Origin of the sequence: Pseudonocardia oceani, assembly GCF_019263585.2 — a bacterium.
In the GTDB taxonomy this organism is placed as follows: domain Bacteria; phylum Actinomycetota; class Actinomycetes; order Mycobacteriales; family Pseudonocardiaceae; genus Pseudonocardia; species Pseudonocardia oceani.
The window spans coordinates 4,480,781-4,502,706 of sequence record NZ_JADQDF010000001.1 but is presented as its reverse complement, the minus strand read 5'-3'; the positions used below and the strand labels follow the sequence as shown (position 1 = coordinate 4,502,706).

Genomic DNA, 21,926 nt, shown 5'->3' with positions numbered 1-21,926 from the left:
ACTAGGCGTGCGGCGGGGACGGGGACGGGGGCGGGGCGTCGAGCGGGGGCCGGTCGAAGGCGTCCGCGACCAGCGCCGCCAGGCCGAGGAACGCGTCGCGGGTCCGGGGCCGCAGCCGGGCCAGCTCGACCCGCCCTCCGGTCGCCAGGTGCGGGTCGTGCGGGATCTCCACGACCGCCCGGCAGCGGGCGGCGAAGTGCTCGCGGATGCGGACGGCGTCGACCTCGTCGCTCGTGCGGTCGCACGAGAGCACCACGATCGCGGCGCGGGCGAGGTCGGGGTGGCCGTGGGCCAGCAGCCAGTCGAGCGTCTTGCTCGCCCGGCTCGCCCCGTCGACGGTGGGGGCGCCGACGATGATCACGCTGTCGGCGAGGTTGAGCGTGCCCTCCATCGCCGAGTGCACGAGCCCGGTGCCCGAGTCGGTGATGACGATGTTGAAGAACCGCGAGAGCGCGCCGCTGACCCGCTCGTACTCCTCGCGGCTGAACGCGTCGCTGGACGCCGGGTCCTGCTCGGACGCGAGCACCTGCAGCCGGCCCGCGAGGCTCGTGTAGCGGGTGATGTCGGCCCAGGAGTGGATGCGGTCGACGTCGCGCAGCAGCTCGCGGACCGTCACCGACGACTCCCCGGTGAGCCGGTCGGCGAGCGTGCCGGCGTCGGGGTTGGCGTCGAGGACGACGACGCGGTCGCCGCGGTGTTCGGCCAGGGCGAGGCCCAGGCAGGTGGCGACCGTCGTCTTCCCGACGCCGCCCTTGATCGAGGTAACGGCGATGCGGTGCGTGGCGTGCAGGGGGCGGCGCAGCCGGTGCACGAGCTGGCGCCGCACGCGCTCCAGCTCGCTCGGGCCGGGGTTCACCAGCCCGCCGCTGACCCGGTGCACCACCTGGCGCCAGCCCTCACCGGGCACGTCGGCGCGCCGGCGCACGATCAGGTCGTCGGTGAGCTCACCGGCCGTGCGCACACCGCCCGCGCCGTTCCCGCTCGCACCGGATCCGTTCACGCCGGCTCCGCTCGCACTGCCCACTCCCGCCCCCGCACCCGATCCGACGTGGAGGCGGTGCCCGTAGCGCTCCCACCAGCCCGCGGGGTCGGGTTCGACCCGTCGCGCCATGGCACGGACAGTAGCGTGATCGACGCGCTGCGTGCCGATCGTCAGTCGATCAGGTCCATCCCCGTGCCCGAGCGGCCGTAGCCGGGCGCCACCGGCGCCGGTCCGCCTCCCTGGCCGCGCCAGAGCTGGCTGCGGCCCTGGCCGACGGTGCGCAGCGCCTTGCCCAGCGTCTCCTCGAACTCGGCGAGCTTGGCGTCGACGTAGCCGTCGCACTCCCGGCGCAGCCGGTCGGACTCCGCCTGCGCCGCGTCGACGACCCGCGCGCCCTCGGCGTGCGCCGTACGCACCACCTCGGTCTGCGACACCAGCCGCGCCTGCTCGGCCAGCCCGTCGGTGACGTACCGGTCGTAGGTGGCGCGCCCGGCGGCGTCGAGGCGCTCGGCCTCGGCGCGGGCGCGGTCGGTCAGCTCGGTGTACTGGCGGCGGCCCTCCCCCACGGCGCGCTCGGCCTCGTGCCGGGCCTGCGCGAGCGTCTGCTCGGCCTCGGCGCGGGCCTCCTCGACCAGACGCGTCGCCTCCGCCTGGGCGTCGGCGAGCATCTGCTCGGCGTCGGCCTGCGCGCCGGAGCGGGCCTGCTCGGCCTCGCGCTCGGCCTCGCCGATGAGGTCGTCGCGGCGGTCCAGCACGTCCTGGGCGTCGTCGAGCTCGCCCGGGAGTGCCTCCCGCACGTCGTCCAGCAGCTCGAGGACGTCCCCGCGGGGGACCACGCAGTTCGAGGTCATCGGGACGCCCCGAGCCTCCTCGACGACCGTGACCAGCGCGTCGAGCGATTCGAAGACCCGGTACACGCGGGGCATCCTCTCACCGGGCGCGCCCGGACCCGGTTATTCGGCCCGCACCCGCGTGTCAAGTTCCGTTCGGGTGATCAGGCGCGCTCCGCGATGCGCTCCATCAGCCGAGCGTGTACGGCCTCCGGGAGCAGGTGGGCGACGTCGCCCCCGAAGGTCGCGACCTCCTTCACCAGCGAGCTGGCGATGAAGCTGAACTCCGGCGCGGTGGGCATGAACAGCGTCTCGACGCCGGTCAGGCCGTGGTTCATCTGCGCCATCTGGAGCTCGTAGTCGAAGTCGGACACCGCCCGGATGCCCTTGACGATCGCGCGGACGTCGTGGTCGCGGCAGTAGTCGACGAGCAGGCCGTGGAAGGAGTCGACGCGGACGTTCGGGTACTGCGCCGTCTGCTCGGTGAGCATGTCGATCCGCTCCTCGAGCGTGAACATGCCCTTCTTCGACTTGTTCACGAGCACCGCGACCACCAGCTCGTCGAACAGCGGGGCGGTGCGCCCGATGATGTCGAGGTGGCCGTGGGTGACGGGATCGAACGAACCGGGGCAGACCGCGCGCCTCATGGCCGGTGACCCTACCCGTCGCGCACGCGGGCGCCGTCCGGAGTAGAACTCGACCCGTGCCCGTACTCGATCACGTCGTGCCGACCACCGACGGCGACTGCCCCGTGACCCTGCACCTGCCCGACGAGGGACCGGGCCCCTGGCCCGCGGTGATCCTCTACCCGGACGCCGGCGGCACCCGCGAGACGATGCGGGCGATGGCCGACCGCCTCGCCACCCTGGGCGAGGGCTACGCGGTGCTGCTGCCCGACGTCTACTACCGCACCCCCGGCTGGATCCCCTTCGACCTGGCCACCGTGTTCTCCGAGCCCGACGAGCGCGCGCGGCTGATGGGGATGGTCAAGGGCGTCACCGCGGCGATGTACCGCAGCGACCTCGACGCCTACCTCGACTTCCTCTCCGCGGCCACCGAGGTCTCCGGCGACGCCGTCGGCACCACGGGCTACTGCATGGGCGGGCGCGCGTCGATGGTCGTCGCCCCGCACCGGCCCGACCGGATCGCCGCCACCGCCTCGTTCCACGGCGGCGGCATCGCCTCCGCCGAGGACCCCGACAGCCCGCACCTGCGTGCCGCCGAGATCCGGTCGGTCGTCTACGTCGCCGGGGCCACCGACGACGGCTCCTTCGACGACGCCGCCCGCGACCGCCTGGAGGCCGCGCTCACCGGGGCCGGCGTGACGCACACCGTCGAGACCTACCCCGCCGCCCACGGCTTCGCGGTGCCCGACAACCCCACCTTCGACGAGGCGGCGGCCGCGCGGCACTGGACGGCGCTCGAGACCCTCTACGCGGAGGCCCTACCCCGCCCGTGAGCACCGGCCGCAGCGGCACCCCGACTCGGTCGCCACGACACCCCGACTCGCCGGGGCACTTCCCGCGAGTCGGGGTCTCGTTGCGCGCGTGTCGGGGTGGGGCGGGGCCGGTGTGACGGTCCTGCTCCTGCTCGTCGCCGGGGTGGCGGCCGGGCTGTCCGGCTCGATCGCGGGGCTCGCGTCGCTGTTCTCCTACCCGGCGCTGCTGGCCGTGGGCCTGCCGGCGACGACGGCGAACGTCACCAACACCGTCGCGCTGGCGTTCTCGACGGTCGGGCAGGTGGCCGGCTCGCGGCCCGAGCTGTCGGGCCAGTGGCCGGTCCTGCGCCGCCTGGCCCCGCTGACGCTGCTCGGCGGGGCCACCGGGGCCGGTCTGCTGCTGGTGACGCCGTCGGAGGCGTTCGAGCGGATCGTGCCGTTCCTCGTCGGCGGGGCGGCGCTGGTGCTGCTGTTCCAGCCGCGGATCCGGGCCGTCGCCGCGCGCCGGGGGTCCTCCGAGGCGGGCCCCGCGGTGCTCGGCGGCATGTTCGTCGTCGCGGTCTACGGCGGCTACTTCGGCGCGGCGGCCGGGGTGCTGATGCTCGCACTGGTGCTGATCGGGCTGCCGGTGGGCCTGGCGCGGGGCAACGCGCTCAAGGCCGTGCTGCTCGGCGTCGCCAATGCCGTCGCCGCCGTCGGGTTCGCGGTGCTGGGCGTCGTCGCGTGGTGGGCGGTGCCGCCGCTCGCGATCGGGGTGGCGATCGGCGGCTGGTGCGGGCCCTGGGTGGTGCGCCGGCTGCCGGCCGGGCCGCTGCGCGTCGGGATCGCGCTGGCCGGGCTGGGCCTCGCGGTGTGGCTGGCCGTGCAGGCCTACTGACACGCCCCGGTGAACAGCACCGTCTCCCCGTAGCGCCGCTGCCGGACCGCCACCAGCGGCGACGGCCACGCGAACGACCCGCCGTCGCGCCCCCGCCCCGCCCGCCGCTCGACGACCACCACGGCGTCGGGCGCGAACCAGCCGTGCGCGGCCGCGTCGGCGAGCCAGCCGGCGACCTCGGCGTCGGGGACGTCGTAGGGCGGGTCGACCAGCACCAGGTCGTAGGGGCGCGGGGCGTCCGAGCCCAGCACGGCGCCCGCCGGAGCCGCCCGCACCTCGGCACCGGGCAGGCCCAGGTCTGCGACGTTGCGCCGCAGCACCGCGGCCGCGCGCCGGTCGGACTCCACCAGCAGCGCGTGCGCGGCGCCCCGCGACAGCGCCTCGAGCCCCAGCGCCCCCGACCCCGCGCACAGGTCGAGCACGACGGCGCCCTCGAGCCCCGGGTCGTGGGTCAGTGAGCTGAACAGCGCCTCGCGCACCCGGTCGGACGTGGGCCGGGTGCCCGACGGGGGCACGGCCAGGCGCCGCCCGCCCGCCGTGCCCGCGACGATCCGTGTCATGCGGCTTCGCCGCCCGTGAGCGGCGACCGCGGCCCTGGCCACGATCGCCGCTCACGAGGGGTCACTCCAGCTCCAGCAGGAGGTCGCCGCCCTCCACCTGCTGGACCCTGCCGATCGCGAGCCGGCCCACCCGGCCGCCCTGCTGCGCGGTGATCGAGGCCTCCATCTTCATGGCCTCGATGGTGGCGACGGTCTGGCCGGACTCGACCGCGTCGCCCTCCTCCACCTGCAGCGTGACGACGCCGGCGAACGGCGCGGCGACGTGGTGCGGATTGCCCCGCTCCGCCCGCTCGGCCGCCTTGACGTCGGTGGTGACCGACTCGTCGCGCACCTGCATCGGGCGCATCTGCCCGTTGAGCGTGGCGAGGACGTTGCGGTAGCCGCGCTCGTCGGCCTCGGAGATCGCCTCCAGCTCGATGAGCAGCGTGACGCCCTGCTCGAGCTCGACGGTGTGCTCGGTCTCGGGCTCCAGGCCGTAGAGGAAGTCCTTGGTGGAGAGCACCGACGTGTCGCCGTAGGCCTCCTGGTGGGCCTCGTACTCCTTCGTCGGCGCCGGGAACAGGAGGCGGTTGAGGGTGGCGCGGCGGTCCTCGCGCAGGCCGCGTCGGTCGTCGATCGTCAGGTCGACGGCGCTCTTCTCCGGCGAGCGTCCCTCCAGTGCGCGGGTGCGGAACGGCTCGGGCCAGCCGCCGGGTGGGTCGCCCAGCTCGCCGCGCAGGAACCCGATCACCGAGTCCGGGACGTCGAACTTGCCGGGCTCGGCCTCGAAGTCGGCCGCCTCCACCCCGGCGCCGACGAGGTGCAGCGCGAGGTCGCCGACGACCTTCGACGACGGCGTGACCTTCACCAGCCGCCCCAGCATCCGGTCGGCGGCGGCGTAGAGGTCCTCGATCAGCTCGAACCGGTCACCCAGCCCCAGCGCGATCGCCTGCTGGCGCAGGTTGGACAGCTGCCCGCCGGGGATCTCGTGGTGGTAGACGCGCCCGGTCGGCGACGCGAGCCCCGACTCGAACGGCGCGTACACCTTGCGCACGGCCTCCCAGTACGGCTCCAGGTCGCCGACCGCGGTGAGCGAGAGCCCCGTGGCGCGCTCGGTGTGGTCGGTGGCGGCCACCAGCGCCGACAGCGACGGCTGGCTCGTCGTGCCGGCCATGCTCGCCACCGCGGCGTCGACGGCGTCGACCCCGGCGTCGATCGCCGCGACCAGCGTGGCCAGCTGGCCGCCCGCCGTGTCGTGGGTGTGCAGGTGCACCGGCAGGTCGAAGCGCTCGCGCAGCGCCGTGACCAGCGCCTTCGCCGCGGGCGGGCGCAGCAGGCCGGCCATGTCCTTGATGGCGAGGACGTGCGCGCCCGCGTCGACGATCTGCTCGGCCAGGCGCAGGTAGTAGTCGAGGGTGTAGAGCTTCTCGGACGGGTCGGACAGGTCGCCGGTGTAGCAGAGCGCGACCTCCGCGACGGACGTGCCGGTGGCGCGCACGGCGTCGATGGCCGGGCGCATCTGCTGGACGTCGTTGAGGGCGTCGAAGATGCGGAAGACGTCCATCCCCGACGCCGCCGCCTCCTCGACGAACGCGTCGGTCACCTCCGTCGGGTACGGCGTGTAGCCGACGGTGTTGCGCCCGCGCAGCAGCATCTGGGTGCAGATGTTGGGGAGCGCCTCGGAGAGCGCGGCGAGGCGGTCCCACGGGTCCTCGTTGAGGAACCGCAGCGCCACGTCGTAGGTCGCGCCACCCCAGCACTCCAGGCTCAGCAGCTGCGGCGCCGTGCGGGCCACGAACGGGGCGACGGCGAGCAGGTCGCGGCTGCGGACGCGGGTGGCCAGCAGCGACTGGTGGGCGTCGCGGAACGTCGTGTCGGTGACGGCCACGGCCGTCTGCTCGCGCAGCCGCCGCGCGAACCCCTCGGGCCCGAGCTCGCGCAGCAGCTGCCGCGAGCCGTCCGGGGCAGGGGCGCCGAGGTCGCAGGCCGGCAGCTTGTCGACGGGCTCGACGACCTGCGGCCGCTCCCCGTTGGGCCGGTTGACCGTGGTCTCGGCGAGGTAGGTGAGGATCCGCGTGCCGCGGTCGGCGGGCTGGCGCGCGCGCAGCAGCTGCGGGCGCTCCTCGATGAAGCTGGTGGTGACCCGGCCCTCCTGGAAGTCCGGGTCGGCGAGCACGGCGGCGATGAACGGCAGGTTCGTCGACACGCCCCGGATGCGGAACTCCGCGATCGCCCGGCGGGCACGGCGCACGGCGTTCGGGAAGTCGTGGCCGTTGCAGGTGAGCTTGACCAGCATCGAGTCGAAGTGCGCGCTGACCTCGGCGCCGGTGTGGGTGGTGCCGCCGTCGAGGCGGACGCCGGGCCCGCCCGGGGAGCGGTAGTTGCTGATCGTGCCGGTGTCGGGGCGGAAGCCGTTGGACGGGTCCTCGGTGGTGACCCGGCACTGCAGCGCCGCACCCGTGCACGTCACCTGGTCCTGGGTGAGCCGCAGCTCCGGCAGCGTCCTCCCCGACGCGATGCGCAGCTGGGCGATGACCAGGTCGCGGTCGGTGACCTGCTCGGTGACGGTGTGCTCGACCTGGATGCGCGGGTTCATCTCGATGAAGACGTGCTCGCCGCGCTCGTCGAGCAGGAACTCGACGGTGCCCGCGTTGACGTAGCCGATGTGGCGGGCGAACTTCACGGCGTCGTCGCAGATCCGCGCCCGGATCTCCGGGTCGAGGTTGGGAGCCGGCGCGATCTCGATGACCTTCTGGTGGCGCCGCTGCACCGAGCAGTCGCGCTCGTAGAGGTGCACGACGTTGCCTGAAGCGTCGGCCAGGATCTGCACCTCGATGTGGCGGGGGTTCACCACCGCCTGCTCGACGAACACCGTGGCGTCGCCGAAGGCCGACTCCGCCTCGCGCATCGCGGCCTCGATGGCCTCGCGCAGGTCGCCGGGCTCCTGGACGCGCCGCATGCCGCGCCCGCCGCCCCCCGCCACGGCCTTGACGAAGATCGGGAAGCCGATCTCGTCGGCCGCGGCCACCAGCGCGTCGACGTCGGTACCGGGCTCCGAGGAGCTCAGCACGTTGACGCCGGCCTCGCGGGCCGCGGCGATCGCGCGCGACTTGTTGCCCGTCAGGTGCAGCACCGACGACGGGGGCCCGACGAACGTGATCCCGGCGTCGGCGCAGGCCTGCGCCAGGTCGGGGTTCTCGGACATGAAGCCGTAGCCGGGGTAGATCGCGTCGGCGCCGGCCTTGCGCGCCGCCCTGATCACCTCGTCGACCGACAGGTAGGCGCGAACGGGGTGACCGGGCTCGCCGATCTGGTAGGACTCGTCGGCCTTCGCCCGGTGCAGGGAGTTGCGGTCCTCGTAGGGGAAGACCGCGACGGTCGACACCCCGAGCTCGTAGGCGGCCCGGAACGCCCGGATCGCGATCTCTCCCCGGTTGGCGACGAGCACCTTGCGGAACACGGACGACCCCTCTCGTTCTCCACCCGGCCCGTTTCTTGATCCGGCGCGCGAACCGTACCCGGGCGCACCCGATCGGACCCGTGCGAATCTCAGGTTGGTTCGGGTACCAAGGAGTCGTGGGACACAGCCGGCACGCCACCGTCCACGACGCCCGCGCGTTCGCCGACGGCCGTCGGCAGCGCCGGGCCGCCGAGATCCGCCGCGCCCGCAGGGGCCGCCCGCGGCCGCTGCCGCGCCGGGTCCTGCCCTGGCTGCTGCTCCTGCCCCTGTTCCTCTCCGGCGTGCTGGCCCTGGTCTCGTTCGTACTGGCCACGGCCGTCGCGCTGGGGCTGACGGTCGCCGCGGCCACGCCGTTCCTCGTCGCCGGCGGCGTCGCGTTCCACGTCGTGCGGCGCAGGATCCGGGCGCGGTCGGCCGGCACGGCGCCGCTGCCCGGGCGGCCGGCCGCCCCGCAGCGGCCCGACGTCGTGTGGCGGCGCTCGCTCGACCGCTTCCACGCCCTGGCCGCCGCCTACGCGACCCACGAGTGCGACCCGATGAACGTGCTGCGCCTGCCGGCCCTGTCCGACGTCACGGTGCCCAGCACCGGGCGGTTCGTCGACGCGTTCGCCCACGCGCAGGCCCTGGAGTCCGACGCCTACCCCGGCGACGCGCACGCCGCGCAGTTCGTCGCCGCCGTCGACACCGCCGAGCGCGCCTGGCGCGCCGCCCGCGAGGCCGCGGAGCGGATCCGGCTCGCGGGGCTCTCGCCCGTCGAGCGGTCCACGGTCGAGCGGGTGATCAAGCTGCTCACCACGGCCCGCGACTCCGACCACGAACCCGAGCGCCGGAGCGCCTACGCCCGGGCCCGCAGCGAGCTCGGCAGGCTCGACGCCGCGGGCACCGTCCACCTCCCCCGCACCGCCCGCGCCGCGCTCGACGCGGCCGCACGGGGGGCCCTGCCCGCCTGATCCGACGGGCCCGACCCGAACCACGGGGTTGAACCCGACGAATACCGGTCACCCTGCGAGGGAGTGCCCGTCGCACGCCCGCACGCCGCACCCCGTACGCCCGCTGGACCGGAGGACCGCCATGCCCCTGTCGCCCCACGAGCAGAGGGCGCTCGCCGCCATCGAAGACGCCCTGAACGCGCAGGACCCCTCGCTCGCCGACCGCTTCCACGGCGCCCGCGTCCGTCCGCACCGCAGCACGCCGTCGTGGCTGCGGTGGCTGCCCGTCCCGGTCGTCGACGTCGCGCTGCTGGTGCTTGCCCTCGCGGTCCTCGCGATCGTGCACACCGTCGTGCCGCAGGCGCAGCCGCTTCTCACCGCCGGCCTGACGCTCGCCCTCGCGGGCGGCTGGGTGGTGCTGGTGGCGCGTCGCGCCCGCCGGCCCGAGCCGGCCGCCCCGACGCCCACGGGCGGCTCGGCCGACCTGCGGATCTGAGCCGGACCCTCACACCTTGTCGAGGTACTCCGCGCGGTCGTCGGTGACGACCTCCCCGACCAGCGCGGCGAGGCCCGGGCTGGTCGCCAGGCCCGGGTCGTGCGCCACCAGATCGGCCGCGTAGACCTGCGCCTTCGCGATGACGTCCTCGTGCTTGAGCAGCGACAGCAGGCGCAGCCCCGAGCGGCGGCCGGACTGCAGCGCCCCCAGGACGTCGCCCTCCCGGCGCAGCTCGAGGTCGAGGCGGGCCAGCTCGAACCCGTCGGTGGTGCCCTCGACGGCGGCGAGGCGCTCGCGGGCGGCGGTGGCCTCGGGCATGTCGGTGACGAGCAGGCACACCCCGGGCGCCGCACCCCGGCCCACGCGGCCGCGCAGCTGGTGGAGCTGCGAGAGGCCGAAGCGCTCGGCGTCGAGGATGACGATGGCGGTGGCGTTGGGGACGTCGACGCCGACCTCGATGACGGTCGTGGCCAGCAGGACGTCGATCTCCCCGCGCTCGAAGGAGCGCATGACGGCGTCCTTCTCGTCGGCGGGCAGCTTGCCGTGCAGGATGGCCAGGCGCAGCCCCGCGAGCGCGCCCTCCTGCAGGCGGGGGGCGATGTCGAGCACGGCCAGCGGCGGGCGGCGGGCCTCCTCGTCGGGGCCGGGCGGCTCGACGTCGGCGTCGGCGTCCTTCTCCGCGTCGCCCACGCGCGGGAACACGACGTAGGCCTGGTGGCCCTTCCCCACCTCGTCGTGGATGCGCCGCCAGACGCTCGCGAACCACTGCGGCTTCTCCGCCAGCGGCACGACCGACGTGGCGATCGGCGAGCGGCCGCGGGGCAGCTCGCGCAGCGAGGACACCGTGAGGTCGCCGTAGACGGTCATGGCGACGGTCCGGGGGATCGGCGTGGCCGTCATGACGAGCATGTGCGGCGCCTTCTCCCCGCGCCCGCGCAGGGCGTCGCGCTGCTCGACGCCGAAGCGGTGCTGCTCGTCGACGACGACGAGCCCGAGGTCGGCGAACCCGACGCGGTCCTGGATCAGCGCGTGCGTGCCGACGACGATCCCGGCCCGGCCGGACTGCGCGTCGAGCAGCGCCTGGCGCTTGGCCTTCGCCCCCAGCGACCCGGTGAGCAGCGTGACGCTCGTGGCCCGCTCGTCGCCGCCCAGCTCGCCGGCCTGGGCGAGCGGGCCGAGCATCGCCCGCAGTGACCGTGCGTGCTGCGCGGCCAGCACCTCGGTGGGCGCGAGCATGGCCGCCTGCTGCCCGTTGTCGACGGCCTGCAGCATCGCCCGCAGCGCGATGATCGTCTTGCCCGCGCCGACGTCGCCCTGGACGAGCCGGTTCATGGGGTGGGCGCGCGCGAGGTCGGCCGCGACCTGCGCCCCGACCTCCTGCTGCCCCGCGGTGAGCGTGAACGGCAGCCGGGCGTCGAACGCGTCGAGCAGCCCGCCCGCCACCGGGGGGCACTCCGGCGCCGGCCGGGCGGCGGTGGCCTGGCGGCGCAGCGCGAGGGCGAGCTGGACGCCGAGCGCCTCGTCCCACACCAGGCGGTGCCGGGCGGCGTGGATGTCGGCCTCGGTCTCGGGCACGTGGATGCGGCGCAGCGCACGGCCCAGCTCGGGCAGCGACTCGCGCTCGCGGATCTTGGGGGGCAGCGGGTCGGTGACCTCGACCCGCCCGCCCGCGTCGAGCAGGTCGAGCACGATCCGCACGCACTTCGCGATCACCTGCGAGGCGATCTTGCCGGTGGCCGGGTAGACCGACAGGAACGGGCGCACCTCGTCGGTCTCGTCGATCGGCTCGAACTGCGGGTGGGTGAGCTGCAGCTTGCCGTTGAAGACCCCGACCTTGCCCGAGAACACCGCCCGCACGCCGGGGTGGATGAGGTGCTGCACCTTGTGGCCGTTGAAGAACGTGCAGTCGAGCTGGGCGCCCTTCTCGTCACGGATGACGACGGCGAGCAGCTTGCCCCGCCGCGCGCGCATGTCGCGCAGCGTCGACGAGGCCACCTGCGCGACGAGCGTGGCGTGCTCGCCGATCTCCAGGCCCGCGATGTCGGTGAGCTTGCCGCGGTCGACGTAGCGGCGCGGGTAGTGCCGCACCAGCTCGCCGACGGTGCGGATCTCCAGCTGCGCCGCCAGCAGGTCGGCGGACTTGCGCCCGAGCAGCGGTTCCAGCGCCGCGTCGAGGTCGACGTTCACTCCACCCCCAGGACGATCGGGTAGTCGGTCTGCCCGCCCCGGTGGACCACGACGTCGACCTCGGGGTGGGTGCGCCGCAGGTCGGTGGCCAGGCCCTCGCCCAGCGCGTCGTCGGCCCCCTCCCCGAGCAGCGCCGTGACGATCTCGCCCCCCGCGGTGAGCATGCGGTGAGCCAACCACAGGGCACCGACAGCCAGGTCCGGCGCGATCAGCACCACCTCGCCGTCGGAGAGCCCCAGCACCTCCCCCGGCTCGCAGCGCCCCACCCACGTCATCGCCTCGGTCTCGGCGACGACGAGCGCGGCCGTGCGGGTGAGCGCCGCCGCCTCGGCCATCGCGACGACGTCGTCGGCCGCGCGCCGCTCGGGATCGTGCACGGCGAGCGCGGAGAGCCCCTGCAGCACCGAGGCCGTGGGCAGGACCAGCACCTCCTGGCCGTCGCGCCGGGCCGCCGTCGCCGCGCGCTCGGCCGTGGCGAGCAGGTCGTTGTCGGCGGGCAGCAGGACGACGTGGCGGGCGCGGGTGGCGACGAGCGCCTCGTGCACGGCTCGGTGGTCGACGGCGTCCTCGCGGGCCAGGACGTCGGCCCCGGCCGAGCGGGCGAGCTCGCCGAGCTCCGCGCCGGCGGCGACGAGGAGCACCGCACGGGGGCGGTCGAAGCGGTCGGGCGCCGGGGCGAGCTGGTCGGCGAACCGGACGACGGTGATCCGGTGCGGGCGGCCCGCGACGACGCCGGCCTCGACCGCCGCGCCGACGTCGGTGCAGTGCACGTGGACGTTCCAGGTGCCCGTGCCGTCGCCGACGACGGCGACCGAGTCGCCCAGCTCGTCGAGCTCGGCGCGCAGGACGGCGACGGCCTCGCCGGAGGCCTGGAGCAGGTACATGACCTCGTAGTCGAAGGCCGGGGAGCCCGACTCGCGGGCGGCGACGAGCGCGTCGCGGCCGCGGGCGGGGCCGCGCCCGGGCGAGGGCTCCGGGAACGCCGACCCGGCCCGCCCGCTGACCAGCGCGGCCAGGGCGTCGAGGACGAGGTAGAGGCCGAGCCCGCCGGCGTCGACGACCCCGGCGCGGGCCAGCTCGGGCAGCTGCCCGGTGGTCTCGCACAGGGCGTCGCGGGCGGCGTCGGCGGCCGCGACGGCCACCGCGTCGAGCCGGTCGGAGCCCACCGCCACCGACGCCACGGCCGCCGCCGACAGCACCGAGAGCACCGTGCCCTCGCGCGGGCGCGTCACGGCGGCGGTGGCGAGCCGGTGCGCGCGGCCCAGGCCGTCGGCCAGGACCTTCCCGCCCGCGGACGGGCCCGCCTTCGCCGCGACGGCGTCGGAGACCCCGCGCAGGACCTGCGAGAGGATCACGCCGGAGTTGCCGCGCGCCCCGATCAGCGCACCGCGCGCCAGCGCCGCGGCCACCTGCCCCTCGCCGCGGCCCACGGCGTCGAGCGCGGCGCGCATGGTCAGCAGCAGGTTCGTGCCGGTGTCACCGTCGGGCACGGGGAAGACGTTGATGCGGTCGATCTCGGCGCGGTGGCGCTCCAGCGACCCGATCGCGGCCTTCGCCCAGCCGGTGAGCACGGCGGCGTCGAGGATCGGGGGCACGTCACGAGCGTAGTGACCCGGGGGGTGTGGAGCCGCCGCGGACGTCGCAGGTACTCTTGGGCTTCACGTCCGGGGAATCCCGGCGTACCCCCAGATTCGAGGAGTTCGACGTGGCTGCCGTCTGCGACGTCTGTAGCAAGGGTCCGGGCTTCGGCATGTCCGTCTCGCACTCGCACCGCCGCACCAACCGCCGCTGGAACCCGAACATCCAGACCGTTCGGGCCCGTCTCACCGCCGGTGGCAACCGCACCCGCCTCAACGTGTGCACCTCCTGCCTCAAGGCGGGGAAGGTCGCGCGCGCCTGACGCGGCTCTGCTGAACGGCTGACGGCGCTCCGCTGAGGCGGGGCGCCGTTTCGTCGTGCCCGTCGTCTTGGGCTGCCGGACGTTGCAGTCGGGGTGGGGCGGGGCGGTGCTGGGCGAGTCCGGACGGGCAGCTCGGGCTAGGGCAGCTTCCAGTCGACGGGGTCGCCGCCGATCTCCTCCAGCAGGTCGTTGACCCGGCTGAACGGTTTCGACCCGAAGAACCCGCGGTCGGCCGACATCGGTGACGGGTGCGCCGACTCCACCAGCGGCACGTCCACCAGCAGCGGTGCGAGGTTGCGGGCGTCGCGGCCCCACAGGATCGCCACCAGCGGCTCGCCGTCGCGGTCGACCAGCGCGCGGATCGCCTGCTCGGTGACCTTCTCCCACCCCTTGTCGCGGTGGCTGCCCGGGTTGCCCGGCTCGACGGTCAGCACCCGGTTCAGCAGCAGCACCCCCTGCGCGGCCCACGGCGTCAGGTCGCCGGTGGAGGGCCTCGGATGGCCGAGGTCGTCGCTGTACTCACGGAAGATGTTGGCCAGCGACCGCGGCACCGGCGTCGTCTCCGGCGCCACCGAGAACGACAGCCCGATCGCGTGCCCGGGCGTCGGGTAGGGGTCCTGCCCGACGATCAGCACACGCACGTCGTCGAAGGGCTGGGTGAAGGCGCGCAGCACGTTCGCCCCGGCCGGCAGGTAGCGGCGGCCGGAGGCGAGCTCGGCGCGCAGGAACTCCCCCATGTCGGCGATCACCGGCGCCACGGGCTCCAGCGCCCGCGCCCACCCGGCCTCGACGACCTCGCTCAGCGGCTTCGCCACCTCAGCCCTCCAACCGGCGCAGCTCGGCGCGGAACCGCTTGCCGCGCTGGACGTAGGACGTGACCGCGTACTCGGTGACGTCGGACGGCACCTCGTAGCCCTCGCGCACGCGCGCCGGGATGCCCAGCGCCATCGTGCGCGGCGGGATCTCCGCGTTCGGCGAGACCACCGCGCCCGCGGCGACGACCGCCCCGGCCCCGACCGTCGACCCGTTGAGCACCACGGAGCCCGACGAGATGAGCGCGCGGTCGCCGATGGTGGCCGCTTCGATGTGCACGTTGTGCCCGACGGTCACCTCGTCGCCGATGATCGTCGGCCGGACGACGGTGGTGTGGATGATCGTGCCGTCCTGGATGCTCGTGCGGGCGCCGACGACGATGTGGCCGTCGTCGCCGCGGAGCACCGCGGTGGGCCACACCGTCGACTCCGCCCCGATCGTGACGTCACCGATCACCACCGCGTCGGGATGCACGTAGGCGTCGGGGTGGATGCGGGGCTCGACGTCGCCGAGGGCGTAGAGGGGCACCCCGACACCCTAGGACCCGGACGCCGGACCGGGTGTGCGGCGGGGGCTCGTGTCCGCCTCACCACCGGCCGACGGGCAGGAGTGCGCCCCCACGGCCCTTCCGACGACCGGCACGTCACCTTCTCGGCGATCACCGTCGCATGATCGCCGGGAGTGCACCGCCAGGGTCCCTCCGCCGACCGCCGCGTCACACTCCCGACAATCACTGGTGCGCGGGGCCGACAGCCGGTGGTGGAGCGGACCGGCCGGCGATGGCCCGCTGCCGCGAGGCCCGCGGGTGGTGCCGAGACGCGGAGCAGCGGGGTGGGGTGGCGGCTGCAGCGGTCGGCCGCTGTGGCACCACCGGCACCGCACCGGCGCACGAGACCGCTGCGCGGCGGCTCACCGCCGACCCGACGGGCAGGAGTGCGCCCTCACGGCCCTCCCGACGACCGCCACGTCACCTTCTCGCCGATCACCGCGTCATGATCGCCGAGAGTGCACCACCAGGGTCCCCCCGACGACCGCCACGCCACACTCCTGACGATCACCACCGGCTCGCCGGCCCGCGCACCGGTTCCACCACCGACACACCGGCTGCAGCTGGTGCGCCGGGCGCAGGACCGGTGTGCGACGACTCCCCCGCGGACCGACGGACAGGAGTGCGCCCCCACAGCCCTCCCGACGACCGCCACGTCACACTTCCGACGATCACCGCCGCATGATCGCCGAGAGTGCACCACCAGCGCCCTCCCGACGACCCCCACGTCACACTCCCGACGATCACCGCACAGCGCGCGCGTCGGCCCGCACGTCGGCCCGCACCTCGGCCCGCACCTCGGCCCGCACCTCGGCGAGCCCTACTCCCCCGCCCGCTCCGGCCCCTCCAACGGCATGCGCCCGGCCAGCTCGTCGACCACCAGGATCTTGCGGTGCACCGACCCGCTCCGGTACGCCGAGCGGCCGATCAGCTGGGAGATCACCGGCGCAGTGATCACCTGGAACACACCCACGAGCAGGAGCGTGACCGCACTGTCGAGCGGCACCCGCAGGGCCGCGCCGGCCAGGATGAGCAGGAGGCCGAGCGTCTGGGGCTTGGTGGCGGCCTGCATCCGCGACAGCAGGCTGGGCAGGCGGACGAGCCCGAGCGCCCCGAGCAGGCACTGAGCCGCGCCGGCCAGCAGCAGCGCGGCCGAGAGGACGTCGACGGCGCTCACCGGTGCCGCTCCCGGCGCTCGGCCAGGCGGGCGGCGGTGGCCGACCCGACGAACGCCAGCAGGGCGAACGCCACCAGCAGCGGGATGTTGGAGCCGTCCTCGAAGTACGCGACGTAGACGGCGGTGGCGGCGACGATCAGCAGGATGAACACGTCGAGCGCGGCGACGCGGTCGAGCGCGTGCGGCCCCTGGAACAGCCGCACCAGCGTGAGCACGCCGGCGAGGCACAGCATCGCGAGGACGATCGCGTAGACGACGATCATCGAAGGGTCCTCTCCAGATCGTGGGCGGCGGCGCGCTCGGCGGGCGACCCGAACGCGTCCAGGACCCGACGCTGCACCTCCAGCGCCTCGTGGCGGGCCCGTTCGACGGCCTCGTGCTCGCGGGGCCCGACGACGTAGATGAACCAGCGGCCCCCCCGCAGGTCGATCTGCAGGACCAGCGTGCCCGGCGTGATCGTGTACGCACCGGCGATGAGCGCGACGACCCGGTCGGACGTGCTCAGCAGCGGCAGGTCGAGGATCGCGCCGCGCGAGCGCGGGCCGTACCGCAGCGTCTCCCGGCTCACCTGCAGCGACGACACGACCATGTCGCGCGCGAGGAAGGCGACGAGCGAGAGCAGCGGCAGCGGCCGGAGCGGCAGCCGCTCGACGGGGCCGGGCGGCCAGATCGCGGTGACCAACCACCCCACGAACACCCCGCCGACGACGGTGAGCAGCGTGAACGAGCCCCAGAGCAGCACCCACACGACGGTCAGCCACGCCACGCTCAGCGCGCGGATCATCGCAGCACCCCCGGCTCCGGGGCGCCCAGGACGGCCACCAGGTAGGGCTCCCGGTCGAGCAGGTCGACCCCCGCCCGGCCGGTGATCGCGGCGAGCGGGCCGGCGAACGCCGCGATGGCCAGGCTGACGACCACGAGCCCGGCCGTGGCGGCGAACATCGGCACCGGCGTGCGGGCGGTGCCGACGACCATCTCGTCGTCGGGGTCGTCGTCGGGCAGCGCGGCGCGCGGCTCGCCCCAGAACACGCGCACCCAGACCCGGGCCAGCGCGTAGAGGGTGAGCAGACTCGCCACGACCACGACCCCCGCGACGACGGTGGGCCAGAGGCCGGCCGCCGCGCCGGCCTGCAGCAGCGCCAGCTTGGCGACGAAACCGGCCGTCGGCGGCACCCCGGCCAGCGTGAGCGCCGGGATCGCGTAGAGCACGGCGAGCCACGGCGAGGTGCGCAGCAGCCCGCCCATCTCGTCGAGCTGCACGGTGCCGGTGCGGCGCGTGATGAGGCCGCTGACCAGGAACAGCGTGGCCAGGACCGTGATGTGGTGCGCCGCGTAGAGCGCGGCGCCCGACACGCCCGCCGCGTCGAAGACCGCGAGCCCGAAGAGCATGAAGCCGATGTGGCTGACGAGCAGGAACGACAGCAGGCGGTTGAGGTCGTTCTGCGCCAGTGCGCCCAGCGCGCCGACGAGCATGGTGGCGGTGGCCAGCACCAGCAGCAGCGCCCAGGGCTCCTCCCGCGGGAAGAGCAGCGTCTGCGTGCGCAGCATCGCGTAGAAGCCGACCTTGGTGAGCAGCCCGGCGAACAGCGCCGCGACGGGGCCGGGCGCGTTGGGGTAGCTGTCGGGGAGCCAGAAGTGCAGCGGCACCATCGCGGCCTTGATCCCGAACACCAGCAGCAGCATCAGCCCGAGCACGGTGACCGGACCCGGCGGCAGCAGCGCCACCCGGCCCGCGAGGTCGGCCAGGTTGACGGTGCCGGTGGCGGCGTAGACGAACGCGATCGCGGTGAGGAACAGCAGGGAGGACAGCAGGCTGACCGTCACGTACGTCATCCCGGCGCGGATCTTCCGCGCGCTCGTGCGCCGCGTGATCAGCACGTAGGACGCCGTCAGCATGATCTCGAAGGCGACGAACAGGGTGAACAGGTCGCCGGTGAGGTAGGCGAGCGAGACGCCGGCCGAGAGCATCAGGTACATCGGGTGGAACGTGGTGCTGGCCGTGCCGCGGCCGTAGTCGGCGATGCGCTGGTCGATCGCGTAGACCAGCACCGCCAGCGTGACGAGCGTGGAGACGAGCAGCAGCAGCGCCGAGAGGCGGTCGGCCACCAGCGCGATCCCGACGGGCGCTGCCCACCCGCCCAGCGCCGCGACGACGGGCCCGCCCTCGTCGGCGACGACGAGCAGCACGGCCGCGACCACCGAGACCGCCGCGAGCACGACGATGCCGATCACCCGCTGCAGCGTGGGCGACCGCGACCCGACGAGCGTGCCGGCGGCGCCGAGCAGCGGCAGCAGCACCGGCAGGGCGAGCAGCCAGGCGAAGGGCGTCACCGGGCCCTCGCCTCGACCTCGTCGTCGGCCTCGTCGTCCTCGACCTCGCGCACGAGCTGCTCGTGGTCGTGGTCCTCGTCGAGCGACGCCGACGGCATGGTCTGCGTCGCGATGCGGCGGTCCTCGACGTCGTCCTGCACCTCGTCGTGCCCGACCAGCACGAACGACCGGTAGCCGAGCGCCAGCAGGAAGGTGGTGAGCGCGAACGTGATGACGACGGCGGTGAGCGCGAGCGCCTGCGGCAGCGGGTCGGTGATCAGCTCGGGCGGGACGGTGCCGACGATCGGCGGCCGCCCGGGCGGGCCGCCCGCGATCTGCAGCAGCAGGTTGGTGCCGTGCCCGAGCACGACGACGCCGAGCAGCACGCGCATCAGCGAGCGCTGCAGCAGGAGGTAGAAGCCGGTGGAGAAGAGCACGGCGACCGTGAGCGCCATGACGACGTTGATCGTGTTCATCCGACGACCTCCCCCGCGTCGTGCATGTCGCGGTCGATGCCCGACCCGAGCGAGCGCAGCAGGTCGAGGACGACCCCGACGATCAGCACGTAGACGCCGACGTCGAGCAGCAGGCTGGTCTGGGTGGAGACGCTCCCGATCAGCGGCAGCTCGACCTGCACCTTCGCACTGGTGAGGACCTGGACGCCGAGGAACAGCGGCACGAGCGCGGTGCACACGGCGATCGCCAGGCCGGTGCCGATGATCGCGGGCGGGCGCACCGAGAACACCGCGCCCAGCCCGACGCCGCCGCCCGCGGTGTAGCGCAGGACGAACGCCAGCCCGGCGACGAGGCCCCCGGAGAAGCCGCCGCCGGGCGAGTAGTGCCCGACGAGCAGCAGGTAGATCGAGAAGACCAGCATCGTGGGGAACAGCGTGCGGGTGGCGACCTCCAGCAGCAGCGTGCGGTCGTGGCCGTCCCGGACGGTGCCGGACAGCATCCAGCCTTCTGTCGGACGGTCCCACTCGTCGAACGGGCGCTCGTCGTTCACCCCAGCACATCCTTCTCGTGTCCGGGCGAGCCCTGGCCGCTGCTGTGCCTGCGGTCGTAGCGGGTGGCCAGCACGAGGCTCGCCACCCCCGCCGCGGCCACGAACAGCACGCCGATCTCGCCGATGGTGTCGAGCGCGCGGAAGTCGACCAGGATCGCGGCGATGACGTTGTCGGCGCCCGCGCCGTCGGGGGCCAGCGCGATGAAGTCGTCGCTGGCGGACGCCGGCCCGACCCGCGCGCCGGACAGCACGACCGCCACCCCGGCGACGACCGTACCGCCCACCGCCGCGAGGGCGGCCTTCGCGATCTGCGCCCGGCGCTGCGTGGGCCGGGCGGTGAAGTGCGCGGGCAGCCGGCGCAGCACGAACACGAACGCCACCAGGGACAGCGTCTCGACGAGGAACTGCGCGAGCGCGAGGTCCGGCGCCCCGTCGACGACGAACAGCCCGCCCACGCCGTAGCCGATGACGCCGACCAGCAGCACCGCGGTGAAACGCCGCCGCGACCGCAGGACCGCCAGCGCCGCCACCACCACCGCGACGGCCAGCGGCACCTGCGCGACCTCGTGGTAGACCGGCTGCGCAGGCCAGGTGCCCGTCAGCAGCGTGACCGGGCCGATCAGCGCGACGACGACGGCGAGGATCGTGGCGAGGTAGGCGGGGAGCGACCCGACCTGCGAGCGCCCGGTGACTACGACGGCGACGCGCTCCAGCCCGGCGACGGTGTTCTCGTAGCCGGCCTGGGCGTCGAACGGGGTGCGCTGCGAGAGGCGCTTGACCTGCCTGCGCAGGCGGTGCACCGCGAGACCGCCGCCGATCGCGATCGCCGAGAACAGCAGCGGCAGGCCCACTCCGTGCCACAGCGCGAGGTGGTACTCCGCGGCCTCCGCGTCGGCCGGGACGTACTGCCCGGCGTAGGCGCCGGCCAGCGCGTCGCCGACGGGGAAGGCCAGGCCCATCGCGAGCCCACCCAGTGCGCAGAGCCAGATCGGGACGGTGAGCAGCGCGTCGAGCGGGTGCACCTCCGTGGCCTCGCGGCCGCGCTTGCGCCCGAACGCCCCCCAGACGAACCGCGCGCTGTAGGCGGCCGTCAGCACCGAGCCGAGCAGCAGGCCCAGCGCGATGGTCCAGCCCCGCACGCCGCCCTCGTGCAGGAACGCCTCGAACGCGGCCTCCTTGCCGATGAACCCGAGCATCGGCGGCAGCCCCGCCATCGACGCCGCGGCGAGGACGGCGGCGGCCGTGAGCCCGGGCAGGGCGTGGCGCAGGCCGCAGAGCTGTCGCAGGTCGCGGGTGCCGGTGGCGTGGTCGATCGCCCCGACGATCATGAACAGCGGGGCCTTGAACAGGCCGTGCGCCAGCAGCATCGCGACGCCCGCGAGCGCGGCGATCCGCCCGCCCGCGCCGAAGAGCACCATGAGGAACCCGAGCTGGCTGACGGTGCCGAACGCGAGCACGCGCTTGAGGTCGGTCTCGGCGAGCGCGCGCCAGCCGCCGACCACCATCGTGCCGACCCCGACGACCGCGATCGGCACCCACCAGACCGCGAGGTCGGAGAAGCCCGGCGCGAGGCGTCCCACGAGGTACACGCCCGCCTTGACCATCGATGCGGCGTGCAGGTACGCGCTGACCGGCGTGGGCGCGACCATCGCGGCGGGCAGCCAGGGGTGGAAGGGCAGCTGCGCCGACTTCGTGAACGCCCCGACCAGGATGAGCAGCAGCGCGGCCGGGACCATCCCGCCCCGCGGCGGGTCGGCCAGGATCTCCGAGATCCGGTAGGTGCCCGCGGCCTCGCCGAGCAGCACGAACCCGAGCAGCATCGACAGCCCGCCGAACACCGTGACCAGCAGCGCCTGCACTGCGGCCCGTCGACCCTCGCGCTTGTCGCCGCGCTGGCCGACGAGCAGGTAGGACGTGATGGAGGTGAGCTCCCAGAACACGTAGAGCGTGAGCAGGTCGTCGGCCAGCACCAGCCCGAGCATCACGCCGGCGAAGGTCAGCAGCAGCGCAGCGGAGCGGGTGGCCTCCTCCGAGGTCGGCCCGAAGTAGCCCGCGCTGTAGACCAGGATCAGCGCGCCCAGCCCGGAGACCAGCACGATCATGGCCAGCGACAGCGCGTCGAGCCGGAACGCGAGCTCCAGCCCCAGCGTCGGGGCCCACGCCACCGACTCCGAGACGCCCGGGCCGAGCGCGGCTCCGGCGTGCGCCAGCGCCCACACGAGCGTGACGGCGGGCAGCACGGCGGCCACCAGGAACGCGGTGCGGTGCCCCCGTGCCGCCACGAGCGGCAGGGCCAGCGCCACCACGAGGTGGGCGACGACCAGTGCGAGCACGCCTCTCCTCCGGGTCGGGCACGGTGCAACGGCCGGCCTGGGGATGCCGACGAGTGATCGCGATGTGCCGCCCACCCTACCGGCGGCACCGGACATCCCGGG

At 74.6% G+C, this 21,926-nt stretch carries 21 protein-coding genes; 5 read left to right on the top strand and 16 right to left on the bottom strand.

All coding sequences use genetic code 11. The features are described 5' to 3' along the window. Position 1: 1 nt before the first annotated feature. The 3 genes from I4I82_RS22545 to coaD form a co-directional block, all read right to left on the bottom strand. The gene (locus I4I82_RS22545) at positions 2-1,000 is read right to left on the bottom strand and encodes a MinD/ParA family ATP-binding protein (protein ID WP_226370196.1); all 999 of its coding nucleotides are present in this window, start codon (positions 998-1,000) and stop codon (positions 2-4) included. A 152-nt stretch (positions 1,001-1,152) separates the two neighbouring features. Further along, positions 1,153-1,899, bottom strand: a complete 747-nt coding sequence (locus I4I82_RS22540) for a F0F1 ATP synthase subunit B (protein ID WP_218594623.1) — start codon at positions 1,897-1,899, stop codon at positions 1,153-1,155. A gap of 77 nt (positions 1,900-1,976) precedes the next feature. After that, a complete protein-coding gene (gene coaD / locus I4I82_RS22535; RefSeq protein ID WP_218594621.1) occupies positions 1,977-2,459 on the bottom strand; it encodes a pantetheine-phosphate adenylyltransferase in 483 nt (160 codons plus the stop codon). 56 nt (positions 2,460-2,515) lie between these two features. Here coaD and I4I82_RS22530 point away from each other — a divergent pair, with 56 nt between their 5' ends. Both I4I82_RS22530 and I4I82_RS22525 read left to right on the top strand, forming a co-directional pair. Beyond that, the gene (locus tag I4I82_RS22530) at positions 2,516-3,271 is read left to right on the top strand and encodes a dienelactone hydrolase family protein (protein ID WP_218594622.1); all 756 of its coding nucleotides are present in this window, start codon (positions 2,516-2,518) and stop codon (positions 3,269-3,271) included. A 112-nt stretch (positions 3,272-3,383) separates the two neighbouring features. After that, positions 3,384-4,127: a sulfite exporter TauE/SafE family protein gene (locus I4I82_RS22525; protein WP_218595994.1), complete on the top strand. Its 744-nt coding sequence runs from the start codon at positions 3,384-3,386 to the stop codon at positions 4,125-4,127. Here the strand turns inward: I4I82_RS22525 and rsmD are convergent. Together rsmD and I4I82_RS22515 are read right to left on the bottom strand one after the other, a co-directional pair. Then, positions 4,121-4,687, bottom strand: coding sequence for a 16S rRNA (guanine(966)-N(2))-methyltransferase RsmD (gene rsmD, locus I4I82_RS22520; protein WP_218595993.1), 567 nt, complete (start codon positions 4,685-4,687; stop codon positions 4,121-4,123). The two genes, I4I82_RS22525 and rsmD, sit on opposite strands and share 7 nt — an antisense overlap. Positions 4,688-4,748: 61 nt before the next feature. Continuing rightward, a complete protein-coding gene (locus I4I82_RS22515) occupies positions 4,749-8,126 on the bottom strand; it encodes a pyruvate carboxylase (RefSeq protein ID WP_218590459.1) in 3,378 nt (1,125 codons plus the stop codon). A 116-nt stretch (positions 8,127-8,242) separates the two neighbouring features. Between I4I82_RS22515 and I4I82_RS22510 the strand changes: the two genes are divergently transcribed. Then, positions 8,243-9,076 carry a hypothetical protein gene (locus tag I4I82_RS22510; RefSeq protein WP_218590458.1) on the top strand — a complete coding sequence of 278 codons (834 nt, stop codon included), beginning with the start codon at positions 8,243-8,245 and terminating at the stop codon, positions 9,074-9,076. A gap of 121 nt (positions 9,077-9,197) precedes the next feature. Further along, the gene (locus tag I4I82_RS22505; RefSeq protein WP_218590457.1) at positions 9,198-9,551 is read left to right on the top strand and encodes a DUF3040 domain-containing protein; all 354 of its coding nucleotides are present in this window, start codon (positions 9,198-9,200) and stop codon (positions 9,549-9,551) included. A gap of 9 nt (positions 9,552-9,560) precedes the next feature. Here I4I82_RS22505 and I4I82_RS22500 read toward each other — a convergent pair whose 3' ends face one another. Further along, a complete protein-coding gene (locus I4I82_RS22500; protein ID WP_218590456.1) occupies positions 9,561-11,738 on the bottom strand; it encodes an ATP-dependent DNA helicase RecG in 2,178 nt (725 codons plus the stop codon). Next, positions 11,735-13,333: a DAK2 domain-containing protein gene (locus tag I4I82_RS22495; protein ID WP_218590455.1), complete on the bottom strand. Its 1,599-nt coding sequence runs from the start codon at positions 13,331-13,333 to the stop codon at positions 11,735-11,737. The genes I4I82_RS22500 and I4I82_RS22495 overlap by 4 nt, the downstream gene beginning before the upstream one ends. 110 nt (positions 13,334-13,443) lie before the next feature. On the opposite strand from I4I82_RS22495, the gene rpmB reads away from it, so the two are divergent. Continuing rightward, entirely contained in the window at positions 13,444-13,638 is a 195-nt protein-coding gene (gene rpmB / locus I4I82_RS22490) for a 50S ribosomal protein L28 (RefSeq protein ID WP_172167445.1), read from the top strand. 137 nt (positions 13,639-13,775) lie between these two features. On the opposite strand, the gene I4I82_RS22485 is transcribed toward rpmB, so the two are convergent. The 9 genes from I4I82_RS22485 to mbhE all read right to left on the bottom strand — a co-directional run bounded on the left by I4I82_RS22485 (position 13,776) and on the right by mbhE (position 21,824). Further along, positions 13,776-14,453: a uracil-DNA glycosylase gene (locus I4I82_RS22485; protein WP_218590454.1), complete on the bottom strand. Its 678-nt coding sequence runs from the start codon at positions 14,451-14,453 to the stop codon at positions 13,776-13,778. A 1-nt stretch (position 14,454) separates the two neighbouring features. Further along, positions 14,455-14,979, bottom strand: coding sequence for a gamma carbonic anhydrase family protein (locus I4I82_RS22480; RefSeq protein WP_218590453.1), 525 nt, complete (start codon positions 14,977-14,979; stop codon positions 14,455-14,457). Positions 14,980-15,818: 839 nt separating this feature from the next. After that, entirely contained in the window at positions 15,819-16,175 is a 357-nt protein-coding gene (mnhG, locus tag I4I82_RS22475; RefSeq protein ID WP_218590452.1) for a monovalent cation/H(+) antiporter subunit G, read from the bottom strand. Beyond that, the gene (locus tag I4I82_RS22470) at positions 16,172-16,438 is read right to left on the bottom strand and encodes an MrpF/PhaF family protein (RefSeq protein ID WP_218590451.1); all 267 of its coding nucleotides are present in this window, start codon (positions 16,436-16,438) and stop codon (positions 16,172-16,174) included. The genes mnhG and I4I82_RS22470 overlap by 4 nt, the downstream gene beginning before the upstream one ends. After that, positions 16,435-16,959, bottom strand: coding sequence for a Na+/H+ antiporter subunit E (locus I4I82_RS22465; RefSeq protein ID WP_218590450.1), 525 nt, complete (start codon positions 16,957-16,959; stop codon positions 16,435-16,437). The genes I4I82_RS22470 and I4I82_RS22465 overlap by 4 nt, the downstream gene beginning before the upstream one ends. Next, complete coding sequence (locus I4I82_RS22460) at positions 16,956-18,506, bottom strand: Na+/H+ antiporter subunit D (RefSeq protein WP_226370195.1); 1,551 nt, start codon at positions 18,504-18,506, stop codon at positions 16,956-16,958. The genes I4I82_RS22465 and I4I82_RS22460 overlap by 4 nt, the downstream gene beginning before the upstream one ends. Further along, complete coding sequence (locus I4I82_RS22455) at positions 18,503-18,961, bottom strand: Na(+)/H(+) antiporter subunit C (RefSeq protein ID WP_218590449.1); 459 nt, start codon at positions 18,959-18,961, stop codon at positions 18,503-18,505. Before I4I82_RS22455 ends, I4I82_RS22460 begins: the two co-directional genes overlap by 4 nt. Next, positions 18,958-19,491 carry an MnhB domain-containing protein gene (locus tag I4I82_RS22450; protein ID WP_226370194.1) on the bottom strand — a complete coding sequence of 178 codons (534 nt, stop codon included), beginning with the start codon at positions 19,489-19,491 and terminating at the stop codon, positions 18,958-18,960. Before I4I82_RS22450 ends, I4I82_RS22455 begins: the two co-directional genes overlap by 4 nt. Then, complete coding sequence (gene mbhE, locus I4I82_RS22445) at positions 19,488-21,824, bottom strand: hydrogen gas-evolving membrane-bound hydrogenase subunit E (RefSeq protein WP_218590448.1); 2,337 nt, start codon at positions 21,822-21,824, stop codon at positions 19,488-19,490. Before mbhE ends, I4I82_RS22450 begins: the two co-directional genes overlap by 4 nt. Positions 21,825-21,926: the final 102 nt, after the last annotated feature.